At 41.7% G+C, this 23,594-nt stretch carries 26 protein-coding genes; 5 read left to right on the top strand and 21 right to left on the bottom strand.

Features of this window, described 5'->3' with window-relative positions; translation table 11 throughout:
• Nucleotides 1–3: 3 nt before the first annotated feature.
• From AB4X21_RS04070 to AB4X21_RS04060, 3 genes are all read left to right on the top strand, one after another.
• Nucleotides 4–2,343 (top strand): cation-translocating P-type ATPase, encoded by a 2,340-nt coding sequence (locus AB4X21_RS04070; protein WP_320910852.1) that lies wholly within the window; start codon nt 4–6, stop codon nt 2,341–2,343.
• A gap of 80 nt (nt 2,344–2,423) precedes the next feature.
• On the top strand, nt 2,424–3,170 hold the full coding sequence (locus AB4X21_RS04065; protein WP_369088228.1) for a tRNA1(Val) (adenine(37)-N6)-methyltransferase: 747 nt from the start codon (nt 2,424–2,426) through the stop codon (nt 3,168–3,170).
• Nucleotides 3,160–3,423, top strand: a complete 264-nt coding sequence (locus AB4X21_RS04060; protein ID WP_270298751.1) for a GIY-YIG nuclease family protein — start codon at nt 3,160–3,162, stop codon at nt 3,421–3,423. The genes AB4X21_RS04065 and AB4X21_RS04060 overlap by 11 nt, the downstream gene beginning before the upstream one ends.
• Before the next feature lie 16 nt (nt 3,424–3,439).
• On the opposite strand, the gene AB4X21_RS04055 is transcribed toward AB4X21_RS04060, so the two are convergent.
• The 17 genes from AB4X21_RS04055 to AB4X21_RS03975 form a co-directional block, all read right to left on the bottom strand.
• Entirely contained in the window at nt 3,440–4,333 is an 894-nt protein-coding gene (locus AB4X21_RS04055; protein ID WP_369088227.1) for an aldose 1-epimerase family protein, read from the bottom strand.
• A gap of 350 nt (nt 4,334–4,683) precedes the next feature.
• Complete coding sequence (locus tag AB4X21_RS04050; protein WP_369088226.1) at nt 4,684–6,201, bottom strand: DEAD/DEAH box helicase; 1,518 nt, start codon at nt 6,199–6,201, stop codon at nt 4,684–4,686.
• 803 nt (nt 6,202–7,004) lie between these two features.
• The gene (locus AB4X21_RS04045) at nt 7,005–7,913 is read right to left on the bottom strand and encodes a magnesium transporter CorA family protein (protein ID WP_320910854.1); all 909 of its coding nucleotides are present in this window, start codon (nt 7,911–7,913) and stop codon (nt 7,005–7,007) included.
• Between the two features lie 42 nt (nt 7,914–7,955).
• Complete coding sequence (locus tag AB4X21_RS04040) at nt 7,956–8,336, bottom strand: PH domain-containing protein (RefSeq protein WP_003011846.1); 381 nt, start codon at nt 8,334–8,336, stop codon at nt 7,956–7,958.
• A gap of 80 nt (nt 8,337–8,416) precedes the next feature.
• Nucleotides 8,417–9,964, bottom strand: coding sequence for a peptide chain release factor 3 (locus AB4X21_RS04035; protein WP_003012237.1), 1,548 nt, complete (start codon nt 9,962–9,964; stop codon nt 8,417–8,419).
• A gap of 184 nt (nt 9,965–10,148) precedes the next feature.
• The gene (locus AB4X21_RS04030; RefSeq protein ID WP_369088225.1) at nt 10,149–10,829 is read right to left on the bottom strand and encodes a TIGR02206 family membrane protein; all 681 of its coding nucleotides are present in this window, start codon (nt 10,827–10,829) and stop codon (nt 10,149–10,151) included.
• A 13-nt stretch (nt 10,830–10,842) separates the two neighbouring features.
• Nucleotides 10,843–11,529 (bottom strand): YwaF family protein, encoded by a 687-nt coding sequence (locus AB4X21_RS04025; RefSeq protein WP_369088224.1) that lies wholly within the window; start codon nt 11,527–11,529, stop codon nt 10,843–10,845.
• Nucleotides 11,530–11,554: 25 nt separating this feature from the next.
• Nucleotides 11,555–12,256: a TIGR02206 family membrane protein gene (locus AB4X21_RS04020; RefSeq protein WP_003011768.1), complete on the bottom strand. Its 702-nt coding sequence runs from the start codon at nt 12,254–12,256 to the stop codon at nt 11,555–11,557.
• Nucleotides 12,257–12,285: 29 nt separating this feature from the next.
• A complete protein-coding gene (locus tag AB4X21_RS04015) occupies nt 12,286–12,897 on the bottom strand; it encodes an NUDIX hydrolase N-terminal domain-containing protein (protein WP_003012322.1) in 612 nt (203 codons plus the stop codon).
• Entirely contained in the window at nt 12,887–14,254 is a 1,368-nt protein-coding gene (murF, locus tag AB4X21_RS04010) for a UDP-N-acetylmuramoyl-tripeptide--D-alanyl-D-alanine ligase (protein WP_369088222.1), read from the bottom strand. The genes AB4X21_RS04015 and murF overlap by 11 nt, the downstream gene beginning before the upstream one ends.
• Before the next feature lie 274 nt (nt 14,255–14,528).
• Entirely contained in the window at nt 14,529–15,575 is a 1,047-nt protein-coding gene (locus AB4X21_RS04005) for a D-alanine--D-alanine ligase (RefSeq protein WP_369088221.1), read from the bottom strand.
• Nucleotides 15,576–15,651: 76 nt separating this feature from the next.
• Nucleotides 15,652–16,248, bottom strand: coding sequence for a recombination mediator RecR (recR, locus tag AB4X21_RS04000; protein WP_021152853.1), 597 nt, complete (start codon nt 16,246–16,248; stop codon nt 15,652–15,654).
• A 10-nt stretch (nt 16,249–16,258) separates the two neighbouring features.
• Entirely contained in the window at nt 16,259–18,310 is a 2,052-nt protein-coding gene (gene pbp2b, locus AB4X21_RS03995; protein WP_369088220.1) for a penicillin-binding protein PBP2B, read from the bottom strand.
• 140 nt (nt 18,311–18,450) lie between these two features.
• Nucleotides 18,451–19,083, bottom strand: coding sequence for a DUF421 domain-containing protein (locus AB4X21_RS03990; RefSeq protein ID WP_315378410.1), 633 nt, complete (start codon nt 19,081–19,083; stop codon nt 18,451–18,453).
• Nucleotides 19,080–19,532, bottom strand: a complete 453-nt coding sequence (locus AB4X21_RS03985; RefSeq protein WP_201036876.1) for a DUF3290 family protein — start codon at nt 19,530–19,532, stop codon at nt 19,080–19,082. The genes AB4X21_RS03990 and AB4X21_RS03985 overlap by 4 nt, the downstream gene beginning before the upstream one ends.
• A gap of 272 nt (nt 19,533–19,804) precedes the next feature.
• Nucleotides 19,805–21,022: a tyrosine-type recombinase/integrase gene (locus tag AB4X21_RS03980; RefSeq protein ID WP_001291561.1), complete on the bottom strand. Its 1,218-nt coding sequence runs from the start codon at nt 21,020–21,022 to the stop codon at nt 19,805–19,807.
• Nucleotides 21,023–21,103: 81 nt separating this feature from the next.
• Nucleotides 21,104–21,307, bottom strand: a complete 204-nt coding sequence (locus AB4X21_RS03975) for an excisionase (protein ID WP_000814511.1) — start codon at nt 21,305–21,307, stop codon at nt 21,104–21,106.
• Here AB4X21_RS03975 and AB4X21_RS03970 point away from each other — a divergent pair.
• Nucleotides 21,291–21,542: a hypothetical protein gene (locus tag AB4X21_RS03970; protein ID WP_001845478.1), complete on the top strand. Its 252-nt coding sequence runs from the start codon at nt 21,291–21,293 to the stop codon at nt 21,540–21,542. The two genes, AB4X21_RS03975 and AB4X21_RS03970, sit on opposite strands and share 17 nt — an antisense overlap.
• Before the next feature lie 225 nt (nt 21,543–21,767).
• Here the strand turns inward: AB4X21_RS03970 and AB4X21_RS03965 are convergent, their stop codons facing one another.
• The 3 genes from AB4X21_RS03965 to AB4X21_RS03955 form a co-directional block, all read right to left on the bottom strand.
• The gene (locus AB4X21_RS03965; RefSeq protein ID WP_000857133.1) at nt 21,768–21,998 is read right to left on the bottom strand and encodes a helix-turn-helix domain-containing protein; all 231 of its coding nucleotides are present in this window, start codon (nt 21,996–21,998) and stop codon (nt 21,768–21,770) included.
• Nucleotides 21,995–22,417 carry an RNA polymerase sigma factor gene (locus AB4X21_RS03960; protein WP_369088219.1) on the bottom strand — a complete coding sequence of 141 codons (423 nt, stop codon included), beginning with the start codon at nt 22,415–22,417 and terminating at the stop codon, nt 21,995–21,997. The genes AB4X21_RS03965 and AB4X21_RS03960 overlap by 4 nt, the downstream gene beginning before the upstream one ends.
• Nucleotides 22,418–22,645: 228 nt before the next feature.
• The gene (locus tag AB4X21_RS03955; protein WP_004249786.1) at nt 22,646–22,777 is read right to left on the bottom strand and encodes a hypothetical protein; all 132 of its coding nucleotides are present in this window, start codon (nt 22,775–22,777) and stop codon (nt 22,646–22,648) included.
• 144 nt (nt 22,778–22,921) lie between these two features.
• Here AB4X21_RS03955 and AB4X21_RS03950 point away from each other — a divergent pair, with 144 nt between their 5' ends.
• Entirely contained in the window at nt 22,922–23,275 is a 354-nt protein-coding gene (locus tag AB4X21_RS03950; protein WP_001227347.1) for a helix-turn-helix transcriptional regulator, read from the top strand.
• A 59-nt stretch (nt 23,276–23,334) separates the two neighbouring features.
• On the opposite strand, the gene AB4X21_RS03945 is transcribed toward AB4X21_RS03950, so the two are convergent.
• A complete protein-coding gene (locus AB4X21_RS03945; RefSeq protein WP_000336323.1) occupies nt 23,335–23,502 on the bottom strand; it encodes a cysteine-rich KTR domain-containing protein in 168 nt (55 codons plus the stop codon).
• Nucleotides 23,503–23,594: the final 92 nt, after the last annotated feature.

Raw genomic sequence — 23,594 nt, 5'->3', positions numbered from 1 at the left:
TCTATGGAAACTATTGATTTAAAGGGCTTGTCCCTCAGTGAAGTCCGCAAGAAAATGGATCGCGGACAAACCAATGATTTTACAACGAATACAAGTACCAGCACCTGGCAAATTATCAAGCGCAACGTCTTCACCTTGTTTAATACCTTAAACTTTGTGATTGCTGTGGCTTTAGCTGCTGTACAGGCTTGGAGCAATATGATCTTTTTCGCAGTCATTTGCTTCAATGCCATTACAGGGATCATGACCGAGATGCGCGCTAAGCGGATGATTGATAAACTTAACCTCATGAGTCGTGAGCTAGTGACTGTCATTCGAGACGGGGAAAAAGATGCGATTCCACCAGAAAAGCTTGTTCTGGGTGATCTAATGCTCTTATCTTCGGGTGAGCAGATCCCTAGTGATGCCGAAGTCATGTCCGGTATCGCAGAAGCCAATGAGGCTATGCTGACTGGTGAGAGTGACCTTGTCTTAAAAGAAGTTGGCGATGAACTGCTTTCTGGTAGTTATATTGCCAGTGGTCAAGTCTATGCCCGTGTCAAGCGAGTTGGAGCAAACAACTATGCCAACAAACTGATGATGGAAGCCAAGACCTTGAAGCCTATCAATTCGCGTATTCTTTATAACTTAGCGAAAATTTCGAGCTTCACTGGTAAAATTATCATCCCATTTGGCCTTGCCCTCTTCTTTGAAGCACTGTTGATCAAGATGCTACCGATCAAGGATTCTGTCGTGAATTCTTCAACAGCTCTCTTGGGAATGTTGCCAAAGGGAATCGCTTTACTGACAGTTACGTCTCTTTTGACAGCGGTGATTAAGCTCGGTATGCGCAAGGTTCTTGTCCAAGAAATGTACTCAGTAGAAACCCTGGCGCGTGTGGATACCTTGTGTCTTGATAAGACCGGCACCATCACTCAAGGGAAGATGACAGTTGAATCTCTCCATAGCTTATCTGATCATTTTTCTGAGGAAACCATCAAAGTTATCCTTTCAGCTTACATGCAAAATAGCGAGGACACCAATCCTACTGCTCAAGCTATTCGCAAGGCTTATGGGGAGTTGGAGCATGCTTATACTGCGGAAAACATTATTCCTTTCTCAAGTGATCGGAAATGGGGAGCCATGCACCTATCCAACCTTGGAACCGTCTTTCTCGGTGCTCCTGAAATGCTCCTTCAAGAAAATCCAGCTGCTGTCGTCGAAGCACAAGCTCGTGGATCACGCGTGCTCGTCTTGGCTCATAGTTCAGAACTGATCAGCATGCAGGAATTGAATCTGCCTGAAAATCTTGAAGGGATTGCGGTTATTGAGATTACAGACCCCATTCGTGAAGGGGCTTCAGATACTCTTGAGTATTTGCGCTCTCAAGGAGTGGATCTCAAAATCATCTCTGGTGACAACCCTGTGACGGTCTCTTATATCGCTCAACAAGCTGGCTTCGAAAATTATGAGAACTACATCGATTGTTCAAAAATTTCTGATGATCAATTAGTGGATCAAGCAGAAGAAACAGCTATCTTTGGGCGCGTGTCCCCTCACCAGAAAAAACTGCTTATCCAAACCTTGAAAGCAGCTGGTCGGACGACTGCTATGACAGGAGATGGGGTCAATGATATTCTTGCTCTTCGCGAAGCAGACTGCTCCATCGTGATGGCTGAAGGAGATCCCGCAACCCGTCAAATTGCCAATATTGTTCTTTTGAACTCTGACTTTAATGACGTTCCAGAAATTCTTTTTGAAGGCCGTCGTGTGGTGAATAACATTGGACGAATCGCTCCAATCTTCTTTATCAAAACGATCTATTCCTTCCTCTTGGCTATCATCTGTATCGCCAGTGCTCTCTTCTTTAACGTCAACTATTTGCTGATTTTCCCTTTCATTCCTATTCAAATCACCCTGATCGACCAATTCGTCGAAGGATTCCCACCATTTGTATTGACCTTTGAACGCAATATCAAACCGGTTGAAAAACACTTCTTGAGACGTTCCCTTCTGTTAGCCTTACCAAGCGCCTTGATGGTCGTCTTTAGTGTCTTGTTTATTCGCCTTTGGGGAGCAAGCCATGGTTGGTCTGCAGCCGATATGTCTACTGTATCCTACTACTTACTTGGATCCATCGGTTTCCTATCCGTTATCCGTGCTTGCCTGCCACTAAATATCTGGCGGGCCCTCCTCATTCTCTTCTCTGTAGTAGGATTCTACGCATCTGCGATCGTGTTGAAAAACTTGATCGAGATTTCCCTCCTTACAGCCACTACTTTCCCAGTTTATCTGGCATTGATGGCCATCTTTACAGGAGTCTTTATCCTCACTACAATTCTCCAAAAATATGAATTTGATTAAAAAAAGTTGAGAGTAAAACTCTCAACTTTTTATGTTTTATCGATCTTTCCCCAAGCATCTTTTCATGCTATAATAGAGCTATGACAGATATCGAATTAAAAGACGGTGAGCGCGTCAATCAACTCTTTTCAAGTGATGTGAAAATTATACAAAATCGGGAAGTCTTTAGTTACTCCGTGGATAGTGTCCTCCTCTCGCGCTTTCCAAAATTGCCCAAGCGGGGCTTGATCGTAGATCTCTGTGCTGGAAATGGGGCCGTGGGACTCTTTGCAAGCACTCGGACAGAGGCCCGGATCATTGGTGTCGAAATTCAGGAACGTCTAGCGGATATGGCTACCCGCTCCATTGCCCTCAATGACTTGAACCAGCAAATGTCCATGATCACCGATGACCTCAAGCATTTGCCTCAACATATCGGGGGGAGTAAGGTGGATATTATCCTCTGTAATCCTCCTTATTTCAAGGTAGATGAGCATTCCAATCTCAATGATAGTGAACACTACCTCTTAGCTCGACATGAAATTACGACCAACTTAGATGAGATTTGCCATGTGGCCCAGCGGGTTCTCAAATCAAATGGTCGCTTAGCGATGGTCCATCGTCCAGATCGCTTTTTAGATATCATCGAAACCATGAAGCGTTACAATCTTGCACCTAAGCGGATCCAGTTTGTCTATCCCAAAATGACCAAAGAGGCGAATATGTTGTTGATTGAGGCGATCAAGGATGGCTCACTGGATGGTTTAAAAATTCTGCCTCCCCTCTTTATTCACAATGAAGACGGCAGCTATACAGACGAGATTCATGAGATCTACTATGGAAACTAAGGCTTACATGTATGTCCTAGAGTGTGCGGATGGCTCCCTCTACACTGGCTACACCACGGATGTCGAAAAACGCCTAAAGACTCACAATGCTGGAAAAGGCGCCAAATACACACGGGCTCGCCTCCCCGTTAAACTTCTTTACCAAGAATCCTATTCAGATAAGCCCTCTGCTATGTCTGCCGAGGCTCTCTTTAAAAAGAAATCACGCCAAGCTAAGCTAAACTATATCAAAAAGAACCGTCGGACTCCATAGTCCAACGGTTTTTCATTTACAAAATGGTGATACGATACTGGTGACTCCGTGTCTCTTGAGGAGCCAACTGGATCACACCTTTTTTATCTTCGAAGAAATCGCCCTCTTCTGCAGATGTGGAAATACCCGTCCAAGGCTCCAAGGCAATGAAAGGACCCTTGTTATTGGTAGACCAAAGGACGAGATTCTCAAAATCTGCAAAGGCAAATTCCAAACCTTTACCAGATTTTTTCGAGAGGAGCTGCACAGATTTAGAGGCTAATTGATCTAAAATAATGGCGTCTTTTTCAAACAGTTCATGGCGCAAAGGTAGGCTACGACTATGGTCTAAAAATGGCGTCCGTTGCAGGCGATCGACCAAACCGGTTTCTGTGAACAAGAGAGGGACGCTACAGCTTTCTTCTTTTTCAAAAATCAACTCATAGTCTTCATAGTCTTCATCTGCTAAAAGGGGACAACGAAAGGCTGGATGCCCTCCAATAAAATAAGGCATGACTTGATCTGACTCTAGATTTTGCACGCGATAGGTGATGGTGATTTCTTTCCCTTTCAATTCATAAGCGATTTCCACTCGAAAATGGTAGGGATAATTTTGTAAGCTTTCGTCGTTAGAGGTAATTTCAAAGACAAGACAATGGTCTGTCTGTTCTTTGAGTTCAAACTCTCTCTTGCGAATAAGACCGTGTCTTGGAAGCTGGCCTGTCTTCACTCCATCTTTTAGATGATACTGCACTTGGCCATTACGAACGCTCCCACAAATTGGAAACAGAACCGGCGCTTGTCCTGACCAATACTCTGGATCCCCTTGCCAGAGATATTCTATGCCTTCTTTACTTCGAATAGAGCTCAATTCCCCTCCAAATGTCTTAAATTGTAGTTCTAGATCATCATTTTTTAATGCAATCACCATGGACGACACCTCTTTATAATTAGTATGGTTATTATATTCATTATAACCTTTTAGAAGAGATTGTCAATTTTTATCTTTCTAGTCAAAAATTTTAAAAAAATAAGAAAAAATTCTTGACAAGGCTTAGAAATAATTGTAGACTTAATATGTTAACAGAAATATTCCGTTTTAGGAATTCATTCTTTCTGTTGTCTGACTTTTTTGGATGCTCCTTATCATGATACATTTTTCTAAAAGAGTCAGTTATCATTTAGGTCTCCTTATAAATATACAAGGGTTAACAGCTAGTTAACCCTTGTATTTTTGATTTTCATATAAAAAACGGCCTATTGCTAGACCGTCCTTCGGACTTATTTATCCCCTTTGTTGCGGATGACAAATCCATTTTTCTTTTCATTGGAAGTACGATGAGGACGTTTGTTGCCTTTGCCTTCAAAGTCTCGGCTATTTTTTTTGGACTTGCGTTTGAAATCACGGCGTCCACCTTCACGGTCACCTTTGCCTTTCCCACCAAAGCCACCACCGGATGGTTTAAATGGTAATGGTTTTTCACGTGCAATTTCAACTTCTGGAAGGCTGTCTGGATCTTGAACGGTCAAGCTCAAAATATACATAGCCAATTCTTCAGGAGTGAATTCTGCAGCCAATTTGCGAGCATCCTTGCCAAACTTCTCAAAGTTGGTCCGGATTTTTTCATCTTCAAAGTCTCGCTCAATTTTCTTCAGTGCTACTTGTTTTTTCGCTTGGAAGGCTTCTTCTGCTGTTGCAGGTTTCATTCCCTTCATCCGCTTTTTGGTCAAGTTCTCAATGATTTGCAAATAGCCCATTTCATTTGGCGAAACAAAGGTAATGGATTGCCCTGTTTTCCCAGCACGACCTGTCCGTCCGATCCGGTGAACATAGCTTTCTGGATCTTGTGGAATATCGTAGTTGTAGACATGGGTAACACCTGAAATATCCAAGCCACGTGCCGCAACGTCTGTTGCTACCAAGACGTCCAAGTTCCCATTTTTAAAATCACGGAGGACACGAAGACGTTTGTTTTGATCCAAATCACCGTGAATCCCTTCTGCTCGGAAACCACGAATCTTGAGGCCACGAGTCAATTCATCAACCCGGCGTTTGGTTCGACCAAAGACAATGGCAAGTTCAGGCTGCTCGACATCCATCAATCGTGTCATAGTATCAAATTTTTCGCCTTCTTTGACACGAATATAGTATTGATCGACCAAGTCGGTTGTCAATTCTTTGGCCGCAATCTTAACGTGTTCTGGCTCTTTCATAAACTGAACACCAATGCGTTTGATGGCTTCTGGCATCGTTGCTGAAAAGAGCAAGGTTTGGCGTGTTTCTGGGACACGACTAATGATGGCTTCGATATCTTCCAAGAAGCCCATATTGAGCATTTCATCTGCTTCATCCAGGATCAAGGTTTCAATATGATCGAGTTTCAAAGCCTTGCGCTTGATCAAATCTAGCAAGCGTCCAGGTGTTCCCACAACGATGTGAGCACCTGACTTCAAAGCTTTAATTTGCTTTTCAATGCTTGATCCACCATAGACAGAGCGAACTTTAACACCCTTACTGCGTCCAAAGCGGAAGAGTTCTTCCTGACTTTGAACTGCCAATTCACGCGTCGGGGCAATGACAAGGGCTTGGATCACTGTGTTATCGACATCAATCTTCTCCAACGTTGGAAGACCGAAAGCAGCTGTTTTACCAGTCCCTGTTTGCGCTTGACCGATGACATCTTTTCCTTCAAGAGCCAAAGGAATGGTTTGTTCTTGGATAGGGCTTGCTTCTACAAAGCCAGCTTTTTCAATTTCTGCTAATAATGCAGCAGATAAGTTAAATTCATTGAATTTCAATTCTTTCTTCTTTCTAAAAAGTGGTGCGAAGCCACTTTATCAAACTTCTTTCAATGCGAAAACGCACTGATTGCATAGGAAGTCGCCTTCCTGGTTACCTGTCGCAAGACTCATCTAAAGAAAAACTAGTCCGTCTATTTGAGACTGCATTTTCTTTAGAGAAAAATGTTTTGCGTCCTAACGGATGTTGTTGGCTAGTATCGTTTTTCAAACAAATAGGCCACAAGATCCTTCTTGCGGGAGTTTTCTTTCGAACAGAACCCTTCCATCTGTTCTGCCTCCCCACCATTTCTCTCATACAAGTTTGCAACTTATCTAGTATAACACAATGAAGAGGCAAATGATAGTCAAAGGAGACTAATTTTATTTTTTAGGAAAAAAATCCTGGATCGCTTGAAATCATAAAAGTGACGCAAAGCCAAGCCAGGACTGCTTTTCTTCTTGCGACCATTTCATATACTTCATCATATAAGTATAAAAAACAGGAAAAACTTTTATTTTTTGGTAGCTCTTATCTTGCGTTTTTACAAATAAATATGTATAATACAGTTAGTATCTAAAATATTTCTGTATAAAGAAATAGGATCATTTTATCTGATTCAACGATTTATTCTACGTTCTAATTTATTTAGAAACCACTCAGTACTATTAAATCTACTCCTACTATTTCCAAGAAGATTTGTACAGTCGATGAACTATTCACACTGCCCCTTCTTTGGAGAGGAGGGCAGGTGTCTAGATGGTTCCTATTTCTCAGATGTTTCTAGATACGAAGAGGCTCGGATTTCTCCAAGCCTCTTTTTTTATCTTTTTTTCACAATCCAACGCATGACCTTTGCCAAAATGAGCCATAAAATAAAGCTACATACGGATACATAGATCCAGGCATTGGGATCCTCTGTCATAGGAAGAGGGATATTCATTCCGAAGAAACCGGTGATAACGGCTAAGACCGCCAACAAGGCTTCAAAGATGGTCAGGGTTGTCAAGTTGTCATTCAGGTTGTTGTTTAGGATATTGTTGTAGGATCCTGACAACTGTTGCAAGACGTTGGAAATCAACTCCGTCATTGAAACCAACTGACGCGCTTCGATCATGGCATCATCAAACTGCTCTTTTTCAACATCATCCAGCCTGCGATAGATGGCGTGCGCTTTGATATGCTCTAGCAACATCCGATTTTGCTTGGCTGCTGCGACCAGATAAACCATACCGGTCTCAAGGTCAGACAGGGCATAGAGATTCTTGGTTGTTGTAGTCTTTCGAAGCAAGCGATTGAGTTCATCCTTGTGCTTATCTAAGCGATCAATAATCGGATAATAAGCATTACTGATCATTTCAAGACCTGCAAAAAGCAACTTATAGATCGACAGTTCCTCATGACTTTCCAAATAGCGAACCATTTGTTCAATGATATAGGCATTGTCTTGGTTACTGATGGTCACGAGTCGCGTATCTTGAACGATAAAGGTCATAGGAATAGTTTCGTAGTATTCCTTGTCCTTTTCTAAATCCAATACATTGTAGATAAAGGTGATCGTACCGTTTTCTCGATTGTAATCCATATGGGCACGTTCGTTCTTATCCATCGCGTACTCAATGGTTTCTTTATCAATCTCGTATTTTTTATAAAGATATGAATTCTCAGTAATCATATCCGAGTCAATATTGATCCATTTGCGATCATGGCCCAATTGTTTATCGATAAACATTCCGTCTCCTTTCTCAACTGTTCTCTATCAAATCGATTTCTTTTATTTAAAGACCGCACTAGCTAATGCTTGCTGGATTTCAATGACACTGTTGTCACTCTTGAATTGTAAAACTTCTGAAGGCTCCACTGCAGAAGAAACCCAGATTTTTAATTCAGCATCCAAATCAAAATGACCGGAAGTTTCCACTGAAAAACGAGAGATGGAGCGATAAGGAAGGGATTTGTAGGATGTTTTCTTTCCTGTCATCCCTTGCTTATCCACCAAGATCAAACGAAATTCGGTAAAGACGATCAAATCACGAATCAGGCTAAAAGCGAGAGTGACTTGCTCGCCAGGCACCAAGATATCTTCTAGATCTCTTTCTACTTTGTCAACATTTTTTTGAGAGGCATTGCCCATCAAACCACTTAATAATCCCATCATTTCTCCTTTAAAAGCGAAAACAGATAAATTTCCGTTTTCTTATTTCTCTTGTTGTGGATCGGTTTTGAAAACGTTCCTTATCCCATCTTTTCTTCCAACTCAACGTCTGGATACTTGTCCGCAAACCAGCGGAGGGCAAAATCATTTTCAAAGAGGAAGACTGGCTGGTCAAAGCGGTCCTTGGCCAAGATGTTCCGGCTTGAAGACATGCGCTCATCTAGGTCTTCTGGTTTGATCCAGCGAACGGTCTTTTTACCCATTGGGCTCATGACCACTTCGGCATTGTATTCATTTTCCATCCGGTGCTTAAAGACTTCAAACTGAAGTTGCCCGACAGCACCCAACATGTATTCACCTGTTTGGTAGTTGGTATAGAGCTGAATAGCTCCTTCTTGCACCAATTGCTCAATCCCCTTGTGGAAGGATTTTTGCTTCATAACGTTCTTGGCAGACACCTTCATGAAGATTTCAGGGGTGAAGGTTGGCAGTGGTTCAAATTCAAACTTGTTTTTACCAACTGTCAGCGTATCTCCAACCTGATAAGTACCAGTATCATAGACCCCGATGATATCTCCTGCCACGGCATTGCTGACATTCTCACGGCTTTCGGCCATAAACTGGGTGACATTTGATAGCTTAGCGCCCTTACCAGTACGAGGCAGGTTGACACTCATCCCACGCTCAAATTCACCCGATACGATCCGCACAAAGGCAATCCGGTCACGGTGACGAGGGTCCATGTTGGCTTGGATTTTAAAGACAAATCCTGAGAAATCCTTGTCATAAGGATCGACCATTTCTCCATCGGTCTTCTTGTGGCCGTGTGGTTCTGGAGCAAACTTGAGGAAAGTCTCCAAGAAAGTCTGCACCCCAAAGTTCGTCAAAGCGGATCCAAAGAAGACTGGTGTTAATTCACCCGCAAGGATGGCTTCTTCTGAGAATTCATTCCCAGCTTCTTGCAAAAGTTCGATATCGTCTTTCACCTGCTCGTAGAATGGATTGTTGGCAAAGAGCTTGTCTCCATCTTCTAGACTGGCAAAGCGTTCATCCCCTTTGTAGAGTTCCAAGCGTTGATTATAGAGGTCGTAAAGCCCCTCAAAGGCTTTCCCCATCCCGATCGGCCAGTTCATTGGGTAACTTGCGATGCCCAAGACTTCTTCCAATTCTTGCAAGAGGTCCAATGGCTCACGACCATCACGGTCCAGCTTGTTCATAAAGGTGAAGACTGGAATGCCACGGTGTTTGACAACTTCAAACAATTTCTTGGTTTGAGCCTCGATCCCCTTGGCAGAGTCTACCACCATAACGGCAGCATCTACCGCCATCAAGGTCCGGTAAGTATCTTCCGAGAAGTCCTCGTGCCCTGGTGTATCAAGGATATTAACCCGTTTTCCATCGTAGTCAAACTGCATGACAGATGAGGTTACCGAAATCCCACGTTGTTTCTCGATGTCCATCCAGTCAGATTTAGCGAAGTTTCCTGTTTTCTTTCCTTTTACGGTACCAGCTTCCCGAATCTCTCCCCCAAAGTAGAGCAACTGCTCAGTAATCGTCGTTTTACCAGCATCCGGGTGGGAGATGATGGCAAAGGTACGGCGTTTTTTAATTTCTTCTTGTACGTTCATGTTCCTAATTCTTTCTCTTCTTATTTTTTGATAAATTTACAAATTCATCTCTACATCGGATTTCTCCTCAATTTCTCTATCTGTCCTATTATAGCGAAAATAGGCACTTTTTTCAACGATGATTCTTCTTTGAAGGCAAAAAGAAAGACTAAAATCCGTCGATTCTAGTCCTCTTCAATCATGGTTATTTTCTCACTTTCACCCGCTCACTTCTGCGACTGAAGAACTGATTAAAGAGTAATAAAGCAAGGGCTAAAATACTGGATACAACCAGATAATTAAGCCACACCTTATCCCCTCTCATAATCGGAGGTCGGGCCATCAAGCCATAATTTCCTCCTGTCAATTGATTGACTCCAACCAGGAATAAATCTAAGGCAAAGGTATAGAGAACAATCTGACTATTTTTTAAGAGGTTTCGATCATACCATCTCAAGAGATAAATCAAGGAATTGATTAAAAGACAGTAATGTCCGAGGAGGAAAGAAAAGCCCGTAATATGAGGGAAAGTATAGGGATCAAAGACTGGATAGCCTAAAGCAAAGATGGCTCCACTCACTCCCATCAAGGCAAAGAACTGTTTGCTTTTCCAGCGGTCTGGTAAAAACAAGACCGCAAACATGGCCAAGCGGCAATGATAAAATGGTAAGCTATTGGACCAAGGAATGTGGTAGGCAAAATACCAAAGATACAAGCAAATTAACTGGAAGCCTTGTAAATATTGAAAGCATTTGCGAAATTGCTCATTCTGATAATAACGAAGTGACATCATAATCGCTGTCACAATTAACAAGACCATCACACTATACCAAAGTGCTGAGATTGCTGGTGGTGCTGTTGATTCTGTAGTGAAAAAATGATGCATAAAATCTCCTTATTTAAACAGATTTAGGTATTCTTCTTTTCTTACTGTACTGAACGATCGTATTGATGAAAATCAGTGTCCCCGTCATGAGTACCGTCACGATTAAATAGTTGAACACAAGACCATGGTCACCGATCACAGGAGGGCGACGCATAAAGCCGTAGTTTCCACCTGTTGCGAGATTGGCAAGCTGAATAATGGCATTGACCCCAACAGTCATCTGACAGATTTTCCAAACAGACCCTTCTTCCACCTGGTAGGATTGAACCAGATATATCAAACAGTTGGCCAGGAGAGCCCAGTGACCAAAGACATTGTTGATCGAAGAAACGTGAGGAAAAGGGTAGGGATAAAAAACAGGATGAACCAAGGCCATAATGGAGCCAAAGACTCCCACGAGAGCAAAATATTGTTTGAAGCTGCCCTTGGGCGCCAAAAGAATGATCCACATGGCCATCCGGCTATGATAGAAGGGAAGACTCTCTGAAAGAGGCAAGCGAGCAGCTAGATACCAAGAGTTGATAATCAACAACTGAATCAATTGCCCCCAATACCAAAAGTTTTGGTAGCCTTTAGAGTGAGCAAATCGAATGGACAGACCTCCCACTACCACTAATGAAGTCGGCAATAAGAAATACCAGACCCCCAATTGAGGAGGGGTCGTTGGTTGACTGGTGAAAAATAAGTCCCAAAGTGTCATGATTTCTTTCCCTTTTCTGCTCTTTTTATTCTGAACGCGAAACTATACTCTCTTCGACCATCTTGTATTTGTATTTATAGCGTTGATTGACCAAGCAAATACCAGCTACCATCACGATGCTGACCAAGAGGTAGTTCAAGAGAGCACCGTGGTCTCCAATGATTGGTGGACGCTTTAAGAAGCCGTAATCTCCTTTCGTCAAAAGGTTGACCAAGAAAATCAAGGCATTCATGCCAAAGGTGATCTTAACAATTCGTAGGCTGTCTTGCTTTTCCGACTGATAAAAATCTTGCAGGTAAATCAAACTATTAGCAAACAAGGCCCAGTGGCTAAAAATTAGATTGAGCACAGTGATATGAGGGAATGGGAAGGGATCAAAGGCTGGATAAACCAGGGCCGCAATCGATCCCAAAACTCCCAAGAGAGCAAAATATTGCTTGATATAGGTCCCTTTAGGGGCAAAGAGAATCACCAACATGGCCAAGCGGCAATGATAAAAAGGCAAATTATCCGTCAAAGGCATGTGGGCAAGAATATACCAAGCATTGATGGTCAAGACTTGGATCAACTGTGCCCAATACCAAAAGCGTTGGTAGCTTTTAGACTGCGCATATCTGATGGAAAAGTAACCAACCACCAACAAAGATGCTGGCAGAATGAAATACCAGAGCCCAAACTCAGGCGGGGCTGATTTTTGGTTCGTAAACAATAAATCCCAAAGTGTCATTTTTTATCCCTTTAATTTATAAATCGTTTTTAATCACAATACAAATCTCGTTTCCCATCATAAACCTCCCAAAGGAAGTTCAATTGTTCTTCTGTATTGCGCTTGGTAGAAAGAGCAGGCATTTTCTCTCTCTCAAAAAAGGCAAGATCGGAAATTTCCTGATTCTGTTGAAAACTTCCATCCAGCAATTCACATTCAAATACCAATTTCACATATTGTCGGCTTTGCAATTGGTAGCGATTGGTATCAAATACTGCCAACAAGCGATTAACACGCGCTACATAGCCAGTTTCTTCTTGGATTTCCTTTAAAATATTTTCTTTAGGAGAATAGCCAACCTCACCAAAACCACCCGGCAAAGCCCAGGTCTCTTCTCCCTGACCTTTCACTAAACAAAGTTTGTCATCTTTGACAATCCAGGCCCTTACATCAATCAAGGGAGTGTCGTAATGGTCTGTCGGACGAAACAAATCCGATAATTCTTGTGGATTCAGATCAGTCGCTTCTCTGACAAGATCCTGTAAAATAGCACGAATATCCTGGTAGCGCTCTTGATCAAATGGATCTTTTGAGAACGCTAAGCCTGTATTGGTGATTGAAATCAAGCGCTGAATGTTCTTTAGTACATTACTACTCGCCATTCTCTATCTCCTCTACCAATTTGGCTAGATTCATAGAATTGCTTCCCTTGATGAGGATTTGGTCCTGCTCTTTTAAGCTTTCCTTGACTTGTTTGACCATGTCCTCAAACTGATCTTCCTCAGCTGTCTTCTTGAAATAATAGACATGTCCGAGTGGGAACATCTGACTCGCTAACTGAGCCAATCCTGCAATGTCTTGGCCGTAGAAAATAACCGTATCCAAGACATCTGGCGAGAGGCTGAGAATCATTTGGTTGTGCAGATCTACAGATTGCTCCCCTAGTTCTTTCATATCCGCCAGGACGGCTAATTTTCGACCTTTTGGATTGGCAGGAATAGTTGAGAAGGTTTCTAAAATTAGGCGCATGGCCGTTGGATTGGCATTGTAGACATCGGATAGAATATCCGCTCCGTTGCTGGCCTTCTTCCATTCTGTCCGGTTGCGCGTTAATTGCAAGGTTTCAAAACTATCACGAATCGCAGCTTCGCTCACTCCTTCTTGCAGGGCAACATAAGCTGCAATCATGGCATTGGTCGCATTGTATTTTCCTGTTACTGGAAGATCGATCGCTTCTTCTAAGAAATTCGCTCGGAAAGTTAAGCTATCCTTTCGCTCGATTAACTCGGTAATAAAAATCTCCTCGTCTGGACCAAAGCGAACGACTGTTTGATTTTCAGGAAGGTAGGCATCGACGATCGGATCAGCTGGAACTACCAGAAGGCCACCTTCTGGCATCCCGTCCGCAATCTGGAGTTTTCCTTTTGCGATCTCACTTCGATCTTTGAAGAATTCCAAATGGGCTTCCCCAATCAAGGTGACAATAGCAGCTTTTGGATGCGCCAGTTCTGACAAGAGATGGATATCTCCTAGATGGTCTTGTCCCATTTCAAGGACGAGTTTGTCCGTCCCTTCTGGCATATGCAAAACCGTATAAGGAAGACCAATTTCGTTATTATAGTTTCCTTGTGTTTTATAGGTCAGGTAGGTGGTGGACAAAAGCTGTGCCAACATATCTTTTGTAGTGGTTTTACCATTTGACCCCGTCACTGCAAAAACATCTACTTTTGTCTTTTGAAGATAGGTCACTAGTGTTTGAAAAGCGCTCAGCACATCTTCCACCAAAATATAAGGGTGCCCTTCGACCACTTTCTCTGAAAAAGTGGCTACGGCTCCGTTTTCAAAAGCAGTCTCAATAAAGTCATGACCATCACGCGCTCCCTTTAACGGAACAAAAAGGTCTCCAGGCCCAATCAAACGGCTGTCAAATTCAGGCCTGACGAGGGCCACATCTTCAAATTGGCTGATATCATTTTTTGCATGTACTAGATGAGCAACTTCATGTAATGTGAGATTCATATCCGACTCCTCAGTTCTCCGTAGCGTCCTCAAAGATTTGGACGCTCCTATCAAATTCTTCTCATTATACCATATTCTAGACCACAAAAAAAGTGGCTGGGACAGAAGTCCTAGCCTCTTGATTGTTTTTGGATTGTCGAGCAAGACGCAGTAGTTGAGTGGGCTCTACTACGCTGATTTTATCAGCTTTTACAGCCCTACTTAACTGTGCGGAGGTGGGACGACGAAATCGAATTCTAACGAATTACCGATTTCTGTCCCACTCTCTCTTTTCTTACAACAAATGCGCTTCGTGTTTTTGGAAGACTTCTTTTCCAAGCTCTACTAACTTGGTGATCAAATCTGTATATTTGAGTCCCATATTGTCCCAAAGCAGAGGATACATAGACCATTGGGTAAATCCAGGCATGGTATTGAGTTCGTTTAAGAAGATCTCTCCTTTATCGGTATAGAAGAAATCACAACGCGCTAAGCCCAGACCACCGATCGCACGAAAGGCTTTCTCTGCGTTGGTCCGCATGGTTTTCACAACCTCAGGGTCCAATTGAGCCGGAATCGCCATGGTAATTTTGTTGTCGATGTATTTGGCATCATAATCATAGAAGGCCACATCTTTCACAACTTCACCTGGCAAGGTGCTCTTCACATCATAGTTTCCAAGCAGTCCAACTTCAATCTCACGCGCATTGACTCCTTGTTCTACTAAAACACGGCTATCGTATTTAAAGGCTAATTCAAGAGCAGCCCGAAGCTCTGTTTGGTTTTCAGATTTTGAAATCCCTACGCTAGAACCCATATTGGATGGTTTGGTGAAAACCGGATAAGAGAGAGTCGCTTCAATTGCAGCAATTTTCTCATCCACGTCATCGCCTTCCACTACAGCTACATAAGGAACTTGCGGAATTCCTGCAGACTCCAAGACCCGTTTGGTCGTGATCTTGTCCATGGCCACACTGGAAGCTAGGATACCACAGCCGACATAAGGCATTTTCAAGACTTCTAAGAATCCTTGAATAGAGCCATCTTCTCCCATCGGTCCATGAAGAACTGGAAAGACTACTGCTCCTTCCTTGTAAATCGCAGATGGAGCCACTTTTTTAGACCAGTCCACTGTCTCATTGGTCATCAATTTCTCATCATCCGCTGGTTTCTCTTCAAAAGCTTGCGTCTGGATGAAGTCTCCTGACTGCGTAATAAAGTAGGTTTGAACCGAAAATGCTTGGTAATCAATCGCGCGCATCACGCTTTCTGTTGAAAGAACAGATACTTCACGTTCTGCACTACGTCCACCATATAACAGGATTAAGTCTTGTTTACTCATAGTTTCTCCCTAATTGTTCCCTTGATTTCTTACTTGATAGTATACCACAATGATAGCCCTTTCGAAAGAACTTCTCTTATAATTCTGTCCGATTTTCGATCGCGCGAAGAAGGGTCACTTCGTCCGCATACTCGATATCGGCTCCAACTGCTAGACCCCGTGCCAAACGGGTCACTTTGATCCCGGCTGGTTTGAGCACGCGTGAGATATACATAGATGTTGCTTCCCCGTCTGCCGTCGCATTGGTCGCAACAATGACCTCAGTAACTGTTCCATCCATCAAGCGACTGAGCAAACTCTTGAGATTGATATCATCGGGTCCCACGCCATTCATGGGTGAGATCAAGCCATGCAAGACATGATAGCGACCGTGGTATTCCTGGATATTTTCCATAGCAGAGACATCCCGGCTATCTTCTACAACAAGAATGAGGGATGGATCCCGCGTTTCATCTCGACAAATCTCGCAGGTTTCTTCATCAGTCAAATTGCCACAAATACTGCAATACCCTAGCTCACGCTTGGCATTTAGTAAGTTCTTGGCAAATTCATTAACATCATCATCTGACATGCCAATGGTGTAAAAAGCAAGACGGGTCGCTGTTTTGATCCCAATTCCTGGCAACTTCGAATAGCTGTCAATTAATTTTGCAATAGGTGCTGGATAAAGCATAGTTTCCTTTCTAATTCATGGGGTGTTTCTGATTGTATAAGTTAATAATGTCACGCGTAATGGAATGACTAACCGTTGCCTGTAGATTGGTATTATGTGGAAAGACCACCGCTACCGCAATCTTTGGATTATTCGATGGTGCATACGCCACCACATTAGTATTAATGGCTTGTTTGCCTCCATCGACAGTGGTTTCAGCTGTACCAGTCTTTGCACTGATGGGCACACTGGCCCCACGACCAACGGTTTTTCCAGTCGTCAACCCACTCGTACCATTGGCCACTTGGTAAAACCCTTGCTTGATCAAAGCCATGTCCTCCGCTGAGATATGGACTTGATTGAGCTCCTTGGCTTCGATCGCTTTTTTCAACTGACCGAGGCCACCTTGATCATTATTGTCATAGATTCCTTCGACGACATGAGGACTCACCCGCTTCCCATCATTTGCAACGGTTGCCGCATACTGAGCCAATTGCATAGGGGTGTAGTTGTCAAACTGGCCAAAGGCATTGGTCAAATAATTACCGACTGTATACTCTTTCGGGATAAAACCGGTCGATTCATTGGGAAGGTCAATCCCCGTTGACGTTCCAAGACCGTACTCTGCAAAAGTGGAGCGGAGTTTTTTCATAGCAGGATACACTTGATCCACTTGTAAGGTCATATTTGGAGTGTAGGGTTGCCCCATCATCTTAAGAGCAATCTGGACCATGTAGGTATTGGAAGAATACTCCAAAGCTTCTACTGCATTGATGGAGCGACTGCCGTATTGGGTAAACCAAGAGTTAATCGGCGTTGATCCTGCAAAAACAATGGGCTGATCGGTCAGTACCTGATTGCCGGAAATGGCACCATTTTCCCATCCTGAAGTCAAGGTTGCTCCTTTAACGACCGATCCTGGGACGAAAACATTGGTGACTGTTCCCAAAGCATCGGTTGATAAATCTTGACTACCAGCCTGGTGTTTGATCCCTGCCATGGCAAGGACTTTCCCTGTATCAGGCTCAAGGGCTACAGCATAGACGCCTTCGGAGTAGGTCGCATTTCCAGCTTGCAACTCTGCGCTAAAGGCAGAGCGGAGAATATCTTCCACCCCTTTTTGGAAATCCAAGTCAATCGAGAGCTTGAGGTTTTCCCCCTTAGCTCCTTTTGAAATGTCTACCACTTTATCCATATTGCCATTTTTATCCAGAAGAATTTCTTTTTCACTGCGTTTTCCTTGAAGGACGTTTTCGTATTCCTTTTCGAGATAAGACGTTCCAACCCGGTCATTGAGGGCATAGCCTTTTTTGACATAGTCCTCGACTTCTTCTGCTGGAAGTCCCGCCTGCTCAGTCGAAACCGTTCCGATGATAGAAGCTAAAGGAGTATCCAAAACCTTGCGGTCCCAACTGGTCGTGATCGCAATTCCAGGAAGGTCCTGACTGTCAGCCGCGATGGTCGCAATCTGCTCAGCTCCTAGTGCTTGCGTCGAAATAATCCCCGTCGCAAAATTCTCCACAGCATTCATTTGGCTATAGAGATAGATAATCTTTTTCTCATCATCTGTGTAACCGAGTTTTGAAGGGTCAATGCTGTCCACTGCCGCTTGATAGATTTTAGCTTCTGGCAGACGATTGCCATCAGTATCAAATTTCTTTTTCTCAGGTAGGTGTTCCACGACCTCTTGGTAGACCTTGGTATTGGCTAGATAGTAATCCACTTCTTGACGTTCGGTTACTTGAGGATTTTCTACATCGACATACTGTAAGAGTTTCCCAGCTGTCTCTCGCATTTCTTGGGCCGTCATTTTACGATCACGTGTAAAGGTAAGGACTTGTTTTCCCACATTTTCCACCAAGGGCTTACCAGAAGCATCATAGATTTGCCCTCGCACACTCCCTTGTTTGACCGTCTTTTTCGTAGCTTTTGCCAATTTATCCGTATAATAGGCTTGGTGAGTGATCTGCATATAGCCAAGTCGGGCAATCAGCACCAAAAAAAGAAGGCAAATCAAACTAAACAGCAGGTAGAGTCTGCGTGTAATCGAATGATTCTCAAACTTCCGTATTTTCTTCTTCATGAAATGTTCTATCCTTGTTTTCTAATCAACACTTACCTTCCATTTTACTATTTTTCCAAGAGTATCTCAAGAAAAGGAAGAGCCCTTTCCTGGAATTTTATAAAGAAAAAAGATTGGAGCTGTTTGCCCAATCTCTTCTACTAATAGGTCACAACGTTGATCTTGCCTTTGTCATACTCGGCAATGAAAATGTCCAAAACGTTGTCATAGCCTTCTTTTTCCAATTCAGCCAGCAACCACTCTTCGCTTTTTCCAATTGTTTCCAAAATTTCAAGCTGAACCACTCCATCCGTAATGATCGGGTATTTAGGATTTTCATCCCCCGCACGGACAACGATCATTTGACCATTTTGTTCAATAACAGCGCGCTTCACATCTTTTAATTGAAAAATCCCTTGTCCACGTAGTTTCAAAGCAACATCTGAAGCAGAAAGTCCTTTGGAACGACACGCTTCCGGATCCAGTTTCCCATTTTTAATGATGACAGTTGGTTTTCCATCAATCAAGTGCTTCATAAAACGAACATTGGTATTGAGCCATTTTAAGAGCAAGATCAAAATAGTCCACATTAAGAGAATCACAATGTATTGAAGAATGGTAATGGAGCTATTGTAGATGACCCCACCAATAATGCCCCCAAGAACAAAGTTCTGTATCTGGTCTACTGCAGAATTTGGTGCTAAGTTTCCTTTCCCGGTCACATTGATGACAAATACCAAGGAAATCAAGCCCAAAGCTAATTTAATCAAGATGTTTAAAAAATTTACTATCATTTGTTCACCTCCACAAGTTCCACGTCTGTTTTATACAGATCCATCTTTTCTAATAGGTAGCTATCTGGGTCAGATCCTGCGATAGCTCGGTAATAAACCTCTCCAACCTTCAGGATCGCCCCATCTGTGGCTGCTGAAGTATTGACATAGACGTCTTCTTTTTTGACATTCAACTCCTTTGAGATGACCTCAATAAAATGCAGAGAACGTTGGAATTGGTCATTATTACTTTGGCTATTTTGGAAATTGCTGATGCCGATCAAGACCACTGCAACTAGAGTCAAAATGGAAATAATAGATAATTCACGGAATTTGCTATCGTGCTTATCCCGATAGGCTTTCACCGCAAAAAAACCAGTCAGTAGAATGAGCAAACCAGAGATCCCAATAGTCACCCAATTTTGCTGACTGATCTGACTCAATACATAGTCATAAGAGTAAAATTTCATAATGAACTCCCTTTCTCCAAATGAATTCAAGCTATTATAATAGATTTCAGGGGAGAATTCAAGGCATTCTAATCAGAAAAAAATATATTTTTTCTTTGAAACAAAGTATAAATTTCTAATTATCTTTTTATATTTTCTTAAATGCTCGTAAAGCCTTATTCTATGTGCTTTCGAGTATTTTTACTGTAGGAAGATACTTCACGTTTCTTTGCATATTTCCTCATGTCTTAGCTGTCAGAAGTGGTAAATAAGTAGTAAATTCATTTGTACTACTAAGCAACAAGACGCTCCTGTTGCTTCTCTTTATTCAAGCGTTTCATTTCTGCCATTGCAGAATCGAATGTTGCATGTGCGTAATAGTTCAGCGTCATGGCTATATTAGCATGTCCCATAATGTACTGTAATGCCTTTGGATTCATTCCTGCATTTGCATAGTTGGTACAGAATGTATGTCGCAAACTATGTGGAGTGATGTGTGGCAATTTATCCTCGTTATACTTATTGTATTTCTTAACAAGACCTTTCATCATGCCGTTGTAATCACTTGCCACTTTTGGATAGTTCTTTCTATTAAGAAAGAGGAAATCACTATATCCATCAATCTCAACACGCTTATCATTCTTTCGATTCGCTAACACTCGCTTAAATGCTTGATAGGCTTCTTCAACCATAGGAACTTGACGTTCGCCACTTTTGGTCTTTGGTGTTTCAATGTAGTACCCAATTTCAGTATCTCTCAATAGCTGATGGTCTATATTGACAAGACGATTCTCAAAATCTAAATCTGGAAGTGTCAAACCACCAAACTCTGAAATACGAAGACCTGTTTTTAAGAGTATCAGAATTTCATCATAATTTTTGCTGTAGGTTTTATCAGCTTTTGCAAAGGCTAACAGTTTTTCTTCCTGTTCTTCTGTTAGTACGGTCTTAGGGACAGTATCATCATCAAGAACTGCTTTCAGTTGAAAGTCAAATGGATTCTTCCGAACACAATCATCTTGTATAGCAATATAGAATGAAGCCTTTAAAGAACGTTTGTAGTTATTGATGGTTTGATAAGCATAACCATTTTCACTCATTCTAATAGCCCATTCTTTAGCGTCTGATGGCTTAATACTGTCAATACTTCTTACACCTAACTTGTCTTTCTTCAAAATATCCATAAGATATTTGCGTCCAGTTTCAGTGTTTTTTCTAACCTTTGGTCTTTGAGCGTTCTGTTTTGCGTAAAGCTGGCAGAGTGTCATTTTCTTTCCTACAACATCAATACCATCATGAATGTCTTTCTGTAACTCTGCGATTTTCTCTCTAAGTGAGATACAATCACGCTTTCCTGCTGGTACTCGGTCTGTAGCCACAAGTTTCCACGAGTAAACAAATTGCGGTTCTCCAAATGAATCTATATATTTGTATAAGTATCTTCCGTCTTTTCGTTGGCTCTCTCCAGTCTTTAAGATTCGACCTTTATTGTCACGTCTTTTTTCTGACATGGCATTTGCTCCTTTCCTTTATGGAAAGAGCCTTGATACGACTTAATACTATTTTATCATATACAAGACCCTTTGGCGACGCTAGATTGCGTCCAATGTATCTATAATTTTTTCAAATTGTTTTCGTTTAATCTGAATACGATTGCCATTCATAATCAGCCAATTTGCATTTTTATTTTCCTCTGCCAAGCGTCGTAGCTTGTTTTCGCCAATACGAAAATATTTTGACGCTTCTTCAATGGTTAGGGTATAACGTTCCCAAATAGGAATGTCAGTCTGCTTCATAAAATCCTCCTTTCCAAATCACTTATTTGGATTTCATAAAAGTTGTTTTACCAGCAATCGAACAGCTTTAGCAAAGCTCACGGGAGTTCCACCCCTGCATGGTTCTCATGTAGCCATACTCATTGCCTGCGACGGTTTTATCACGCTCGGACTATTGACTGTATGGGAGTATCATTATCACGATAAGAATGTCGTTGCAGGCAATCCTGCTAAAGATTGCTTCTCGGATCACTAACATGAATCGCTCGCTATCTTTATAAGATAGGTCATGGCGGTTAGTTCCGTTGGCTCTTTTCTTATCGAAACGTATTCGATTACTTTTATTCAGTTTTCAAAGAACAATGGCTCGTTAGCCTATCAAAACACATTGAAAGCTCAATATGCTTTGGTGGAATAACAAACCTCCCTGTTCGGGAAGCGTGGAATGGTTTAGCACGCTTCCACGAAAGGAGAGAGGATATTACTTAATTTCAAATGACAAAATCTTTGTAATCAGTCTGGTTTCCATTCTTCCACGTAAGACTTCATCAACGACCATACTTTGATTGCCATATTCATCTTTCATAAGTCGTAGGGAACGCTTCGTTATGTACCCTCTGTAATGATGTAGAATCTGGTTAATCGCTTCGGTATCGCCATCTGTTGCCTTTACAATGAGAGGAAAGGGAATCATAGGATATTGTGTTTTCATTCTTCAAATTCCTCCATAAACTTTTTAATTAAGGCTAGTCCACTGGTTCTATGCCGATAGACAGTAGAACGGTTCAATTTCAACAGGTCTGCAATTTCTGAATCGCTCATGTCCATAAAGTAAAACAGCAGTAGAATTTCACGTTTCTTGTCTGGCAACTCACGTAATGCTTCACTCAACAAATCATTTTCAACGCCTACTGATAACCCATTGAGTGTAAAAATCTGAAAGTCAGTTGAATAGTTATCTGTTGTCGCAAACTGGCTAACAAGATAATCGCCAACATCCGAAAAGGACACCTCACGCTTTGCAATCCTTGAAAGATAAAGCATATAATTCTTTCGCTCGTCTCCCATAGCACGTTTACAGATATAGTCAAACTGATTTTCTATTGTGGTCTGAAAAGAAGATGGTTTCATGTTTCTCACCCTCTTTCTGTCTAGGAAAGGAAGTGAGCCTTGCTCGTTTATCTCCTTTCACTCTTAGTCCCAATGTGAAAGGGGGATTTGTTGCATTACTGATAAATAAACTTTGTAAAAAAGTTCTGAATAACCAAAAAAGCACACAAACAGATTGATTTCTCTGTTTACATGCTTTTATTTTTCTATCTATATGATTTATAAAACCACATTGGTGGACGTACTTATCTATTGCAGATAGACGACTTTTTTTGATAAATACTCAATGTGGGGAACTTGATTGTATGTGATATACTTCATGGCGACTTTGACCTCCAACAAACCGCCATTTGGAAGTAAGATACAATATTTTAACAGCATAAATAGCACTACCATATAACGGTTTTTTTTATTGGCGTTTAGTAGTGCTTTTTATTAAATATGAACCTATAAACTATATAACATGTTTTTCTATACCTGTTTCTAATTCAATAGGAACAGTAAAATGTATAGAGGTGGTCTACTATGCGTAAAAAAGAAGATAAATATGATTTTAGAGCCTTTGGTTTAGCCATTAAAGAAGCTCGATTGAAACGAGGTTTAACTCGTGAACAAGTGGGAGCATTGATTGAAATTGACCCACGTTACTTAACTAATATTGAAAATAAGGGGCAACACCCCAGCATACAAGTTCTTTATGACCTTGTATCGTTACTTCATGTTTCCGTTGATGAATTTTTCTTACCTGCTAATAACTTGGTAAAAAGCACCCGACGATTACAGATAGAGAAATACATGGATAGCTTTACAGACAAAGAACTATCCTTAATGGAATCTTTAGCCAGCGGTATCAACGAAGCAAGAAACATCGAAGACTAATTAAAAGAATCCATACATAACGGAAAGAGCCGATAAAATGAGATTGTATTAATCTCATTTTATCGGCTCTGCGTCTTTGCGTCTGGCTCTGTAATCACAGTTACTTTGAACTGCTTTATTTCAATTAAATTTTCTTGTCTGCATTTCGGACAATAGAGGGGGAATTTTTTTAATTCAGTATCTTCCCTTATCTTTAATCGTGTTTTATTTCCACATACAGGACACAATATCCACTTGTAGTTTATAATAACTATCTCCTCCTTTACACTTTAATTCAAATCTTTATTAAAGAATATTTCATCTTATTTAACAAGAAACC

The organism is Streptococcus sp. CP1998 (assembly GCF_041026655.1).
Taxonomy (GTDB): Bacteria; Bacillota; Bacilli; order Lactobacillales; family Streptococcaceae; genus Streptococcus; species Streptococcus dentalis.
The sequence above is the reverse complement of the archived record's forward strand: the minus strand, read 5'-3'. Positions and strand labels throughout refer to the sequence as shown.

Bases quoted from the DNA above. Each gene is read 5' to 3' on its own strand.
- AB4X21_RS04060 (WP_270298751.1), top strand. From the start codon at position 3,160: ATGGAAACTAAGGCTTACATGTATGTCCTAGAGTGTGCGGATGGCTCC.
- recR (WP_021152853.1), bottom strand. From the start codon at position 16,248: ATGCTTTATCCAGCACCTATTGCAAAATTAATTGACAGCTATTCGAAG.
- AB4X21_RS03950 (WP_001227347.1), top strand. From the start codon at position 22,922: ATGCGTAAAAAAGAAGATAAATATGATTTTAGAGCCTTTGGTTTAGCC.
- AB4X21_RS04025 (WP_369088224.1), bottom strand. From the start codon at position 11,529: ATGACACTTTGGGACTTATTTTTCACCAGTCAACCAACGACCCCTCCT.
- AB4X21_RS03985 (WP_201036876.1), bottom strand. From the start codon at position 19,532: ATGAAATTTTACTCTTATGACTATGTATTGAGTCAGATCAGTCAGCAA.
- AB4X21_RS03975 (WP_000814511.1), bottom strand. From the start codon at position 21,307: ATGAAGCAGACTGACATTCCTATTTGGGAACGTTATACCCTAACCATT.
- AB4X21_RS03970 (WP_001845478.1), top strand. From the start codon at position 21,291: ATGTCAGTCTGCTTCATAAAATCCTCCTTTCCAAATCACTTATTTGGA.
- AB4X21_RS04040 (WP_003011846.1), bottom strand. From the start codon at position 8,336: ATGGGATTATTAAGTGGTTTGATGGGCAATGCCTCTCAAAAAAATGTT.
- AB4X21_RS03960 (WP_369088219.1), bottom strand. From the start codon at position 22,417: ATGAAACCATCTTCTTTTCAGACCACAATAGAAAATCAGTTTGACTAT.
- AB4X21_RS03980 (WP_001291561.1), bottom strand. From the start codon at position 21,022: ATGTCAGAAAAAAGACGTGACAATAAAGGTCGAATCTTAAAGACTGGA.
- AB4X21_RS03990 (WP_315378410.1), bottom strand. From the start codon at position 19,083: ATGATAGTAAATTTTTTAAACATCTTGATTAAATTAGCTTTGGGCTTG.
- AB4X21_RS04045 (WP_320910854.1), bottom strand. From the start codon at position 7,913: ATGTTTATCGATAAACAATTGGGCCATGATCGCAAATGGATCAATATT.
- AB4X21_RS04035 (WP_003012237.1), bottom strand. From the start codon at position 9,964: ATGAACGTACAAGAAGAAATTAAAAAACGCCGTACCTTTGCCATCATC.
- AB4X21_RS03965 (WP_000857133.1), bottom strand. From the start codon at position 21,998: ATGAAAACACAATATCCTATGATTCCCTTTCCTCTCATTGTAAAGGCA.
- AB4X21_RS03955 (WP_004249786.1), bottom strand. From the start codon at position 22,777: ATGCTGTTAAAATATTGTATCTTACTTCCAAATGGCGGTTTGTTGGAG.
- AB4X21_RS04065 (WP_369088228.1), top strand. From the start codon at position 2,424: ATGACAGATATCGAATTAAAAGACGGTGAGCGCGTCAATCAACTCTTT.
- AB4X21_RS04005 (WP_369088221.1), bottom strand. From the start codon at position 15,575: ATGAGTAAACAAGACTTAATCCTGTTATATGGTGGACGTAGTGCAGAA.
- murF (WP_369088222.1), bottom strand. From the start codon at position 14,254: ATGAATCTCACATTACATGAAGTTGCTCATCTAGTACATGCAAAAAAT.
- AB4X21_RS04015 (WP_003012322.1), bottom strand. From the start codon at position 12,897: ATGGCGAGTAGTAATGTACTAAAGAACATTCAGCGCTTGATTTCAATC.
- AB4X21_RS04030 (WP_369088225.1), bottom strand. From the start codon at position 10,829: ATGCATCATTTTTTCACTACAGAATCAACAGCACCACCAGCAATCTCA.
- AB4X21_RS04055 (WP_369088227.1), bottom strand. From the start codon at position 4,333: ATGGTGATTGCATTAAAAAATGATGATCTAGAACTACAATTTAAGACA.
- AB4X21_RS04070 (WP_320910852.1), top strand. From the start codon at position 4: ATGGAAACTATTGATTTAAAGGGCTTGTCCCTCAGTGAAGTCCGCAAG.
- AB4X21_RS04020 (WP_003011768.1), bottom strand. From the start codon at position 12,256: ATGACACTTTGGGATTTATTGTTTACGAACCAAAAATCAGCCCCGCCT.
- pbp2b (WP_369088220.1), bottom strand. From the start codon at position 18,310: ATGAAGAAGAAAATACGGAAGTTTGAGAATCATTCGATTACACGCAGA.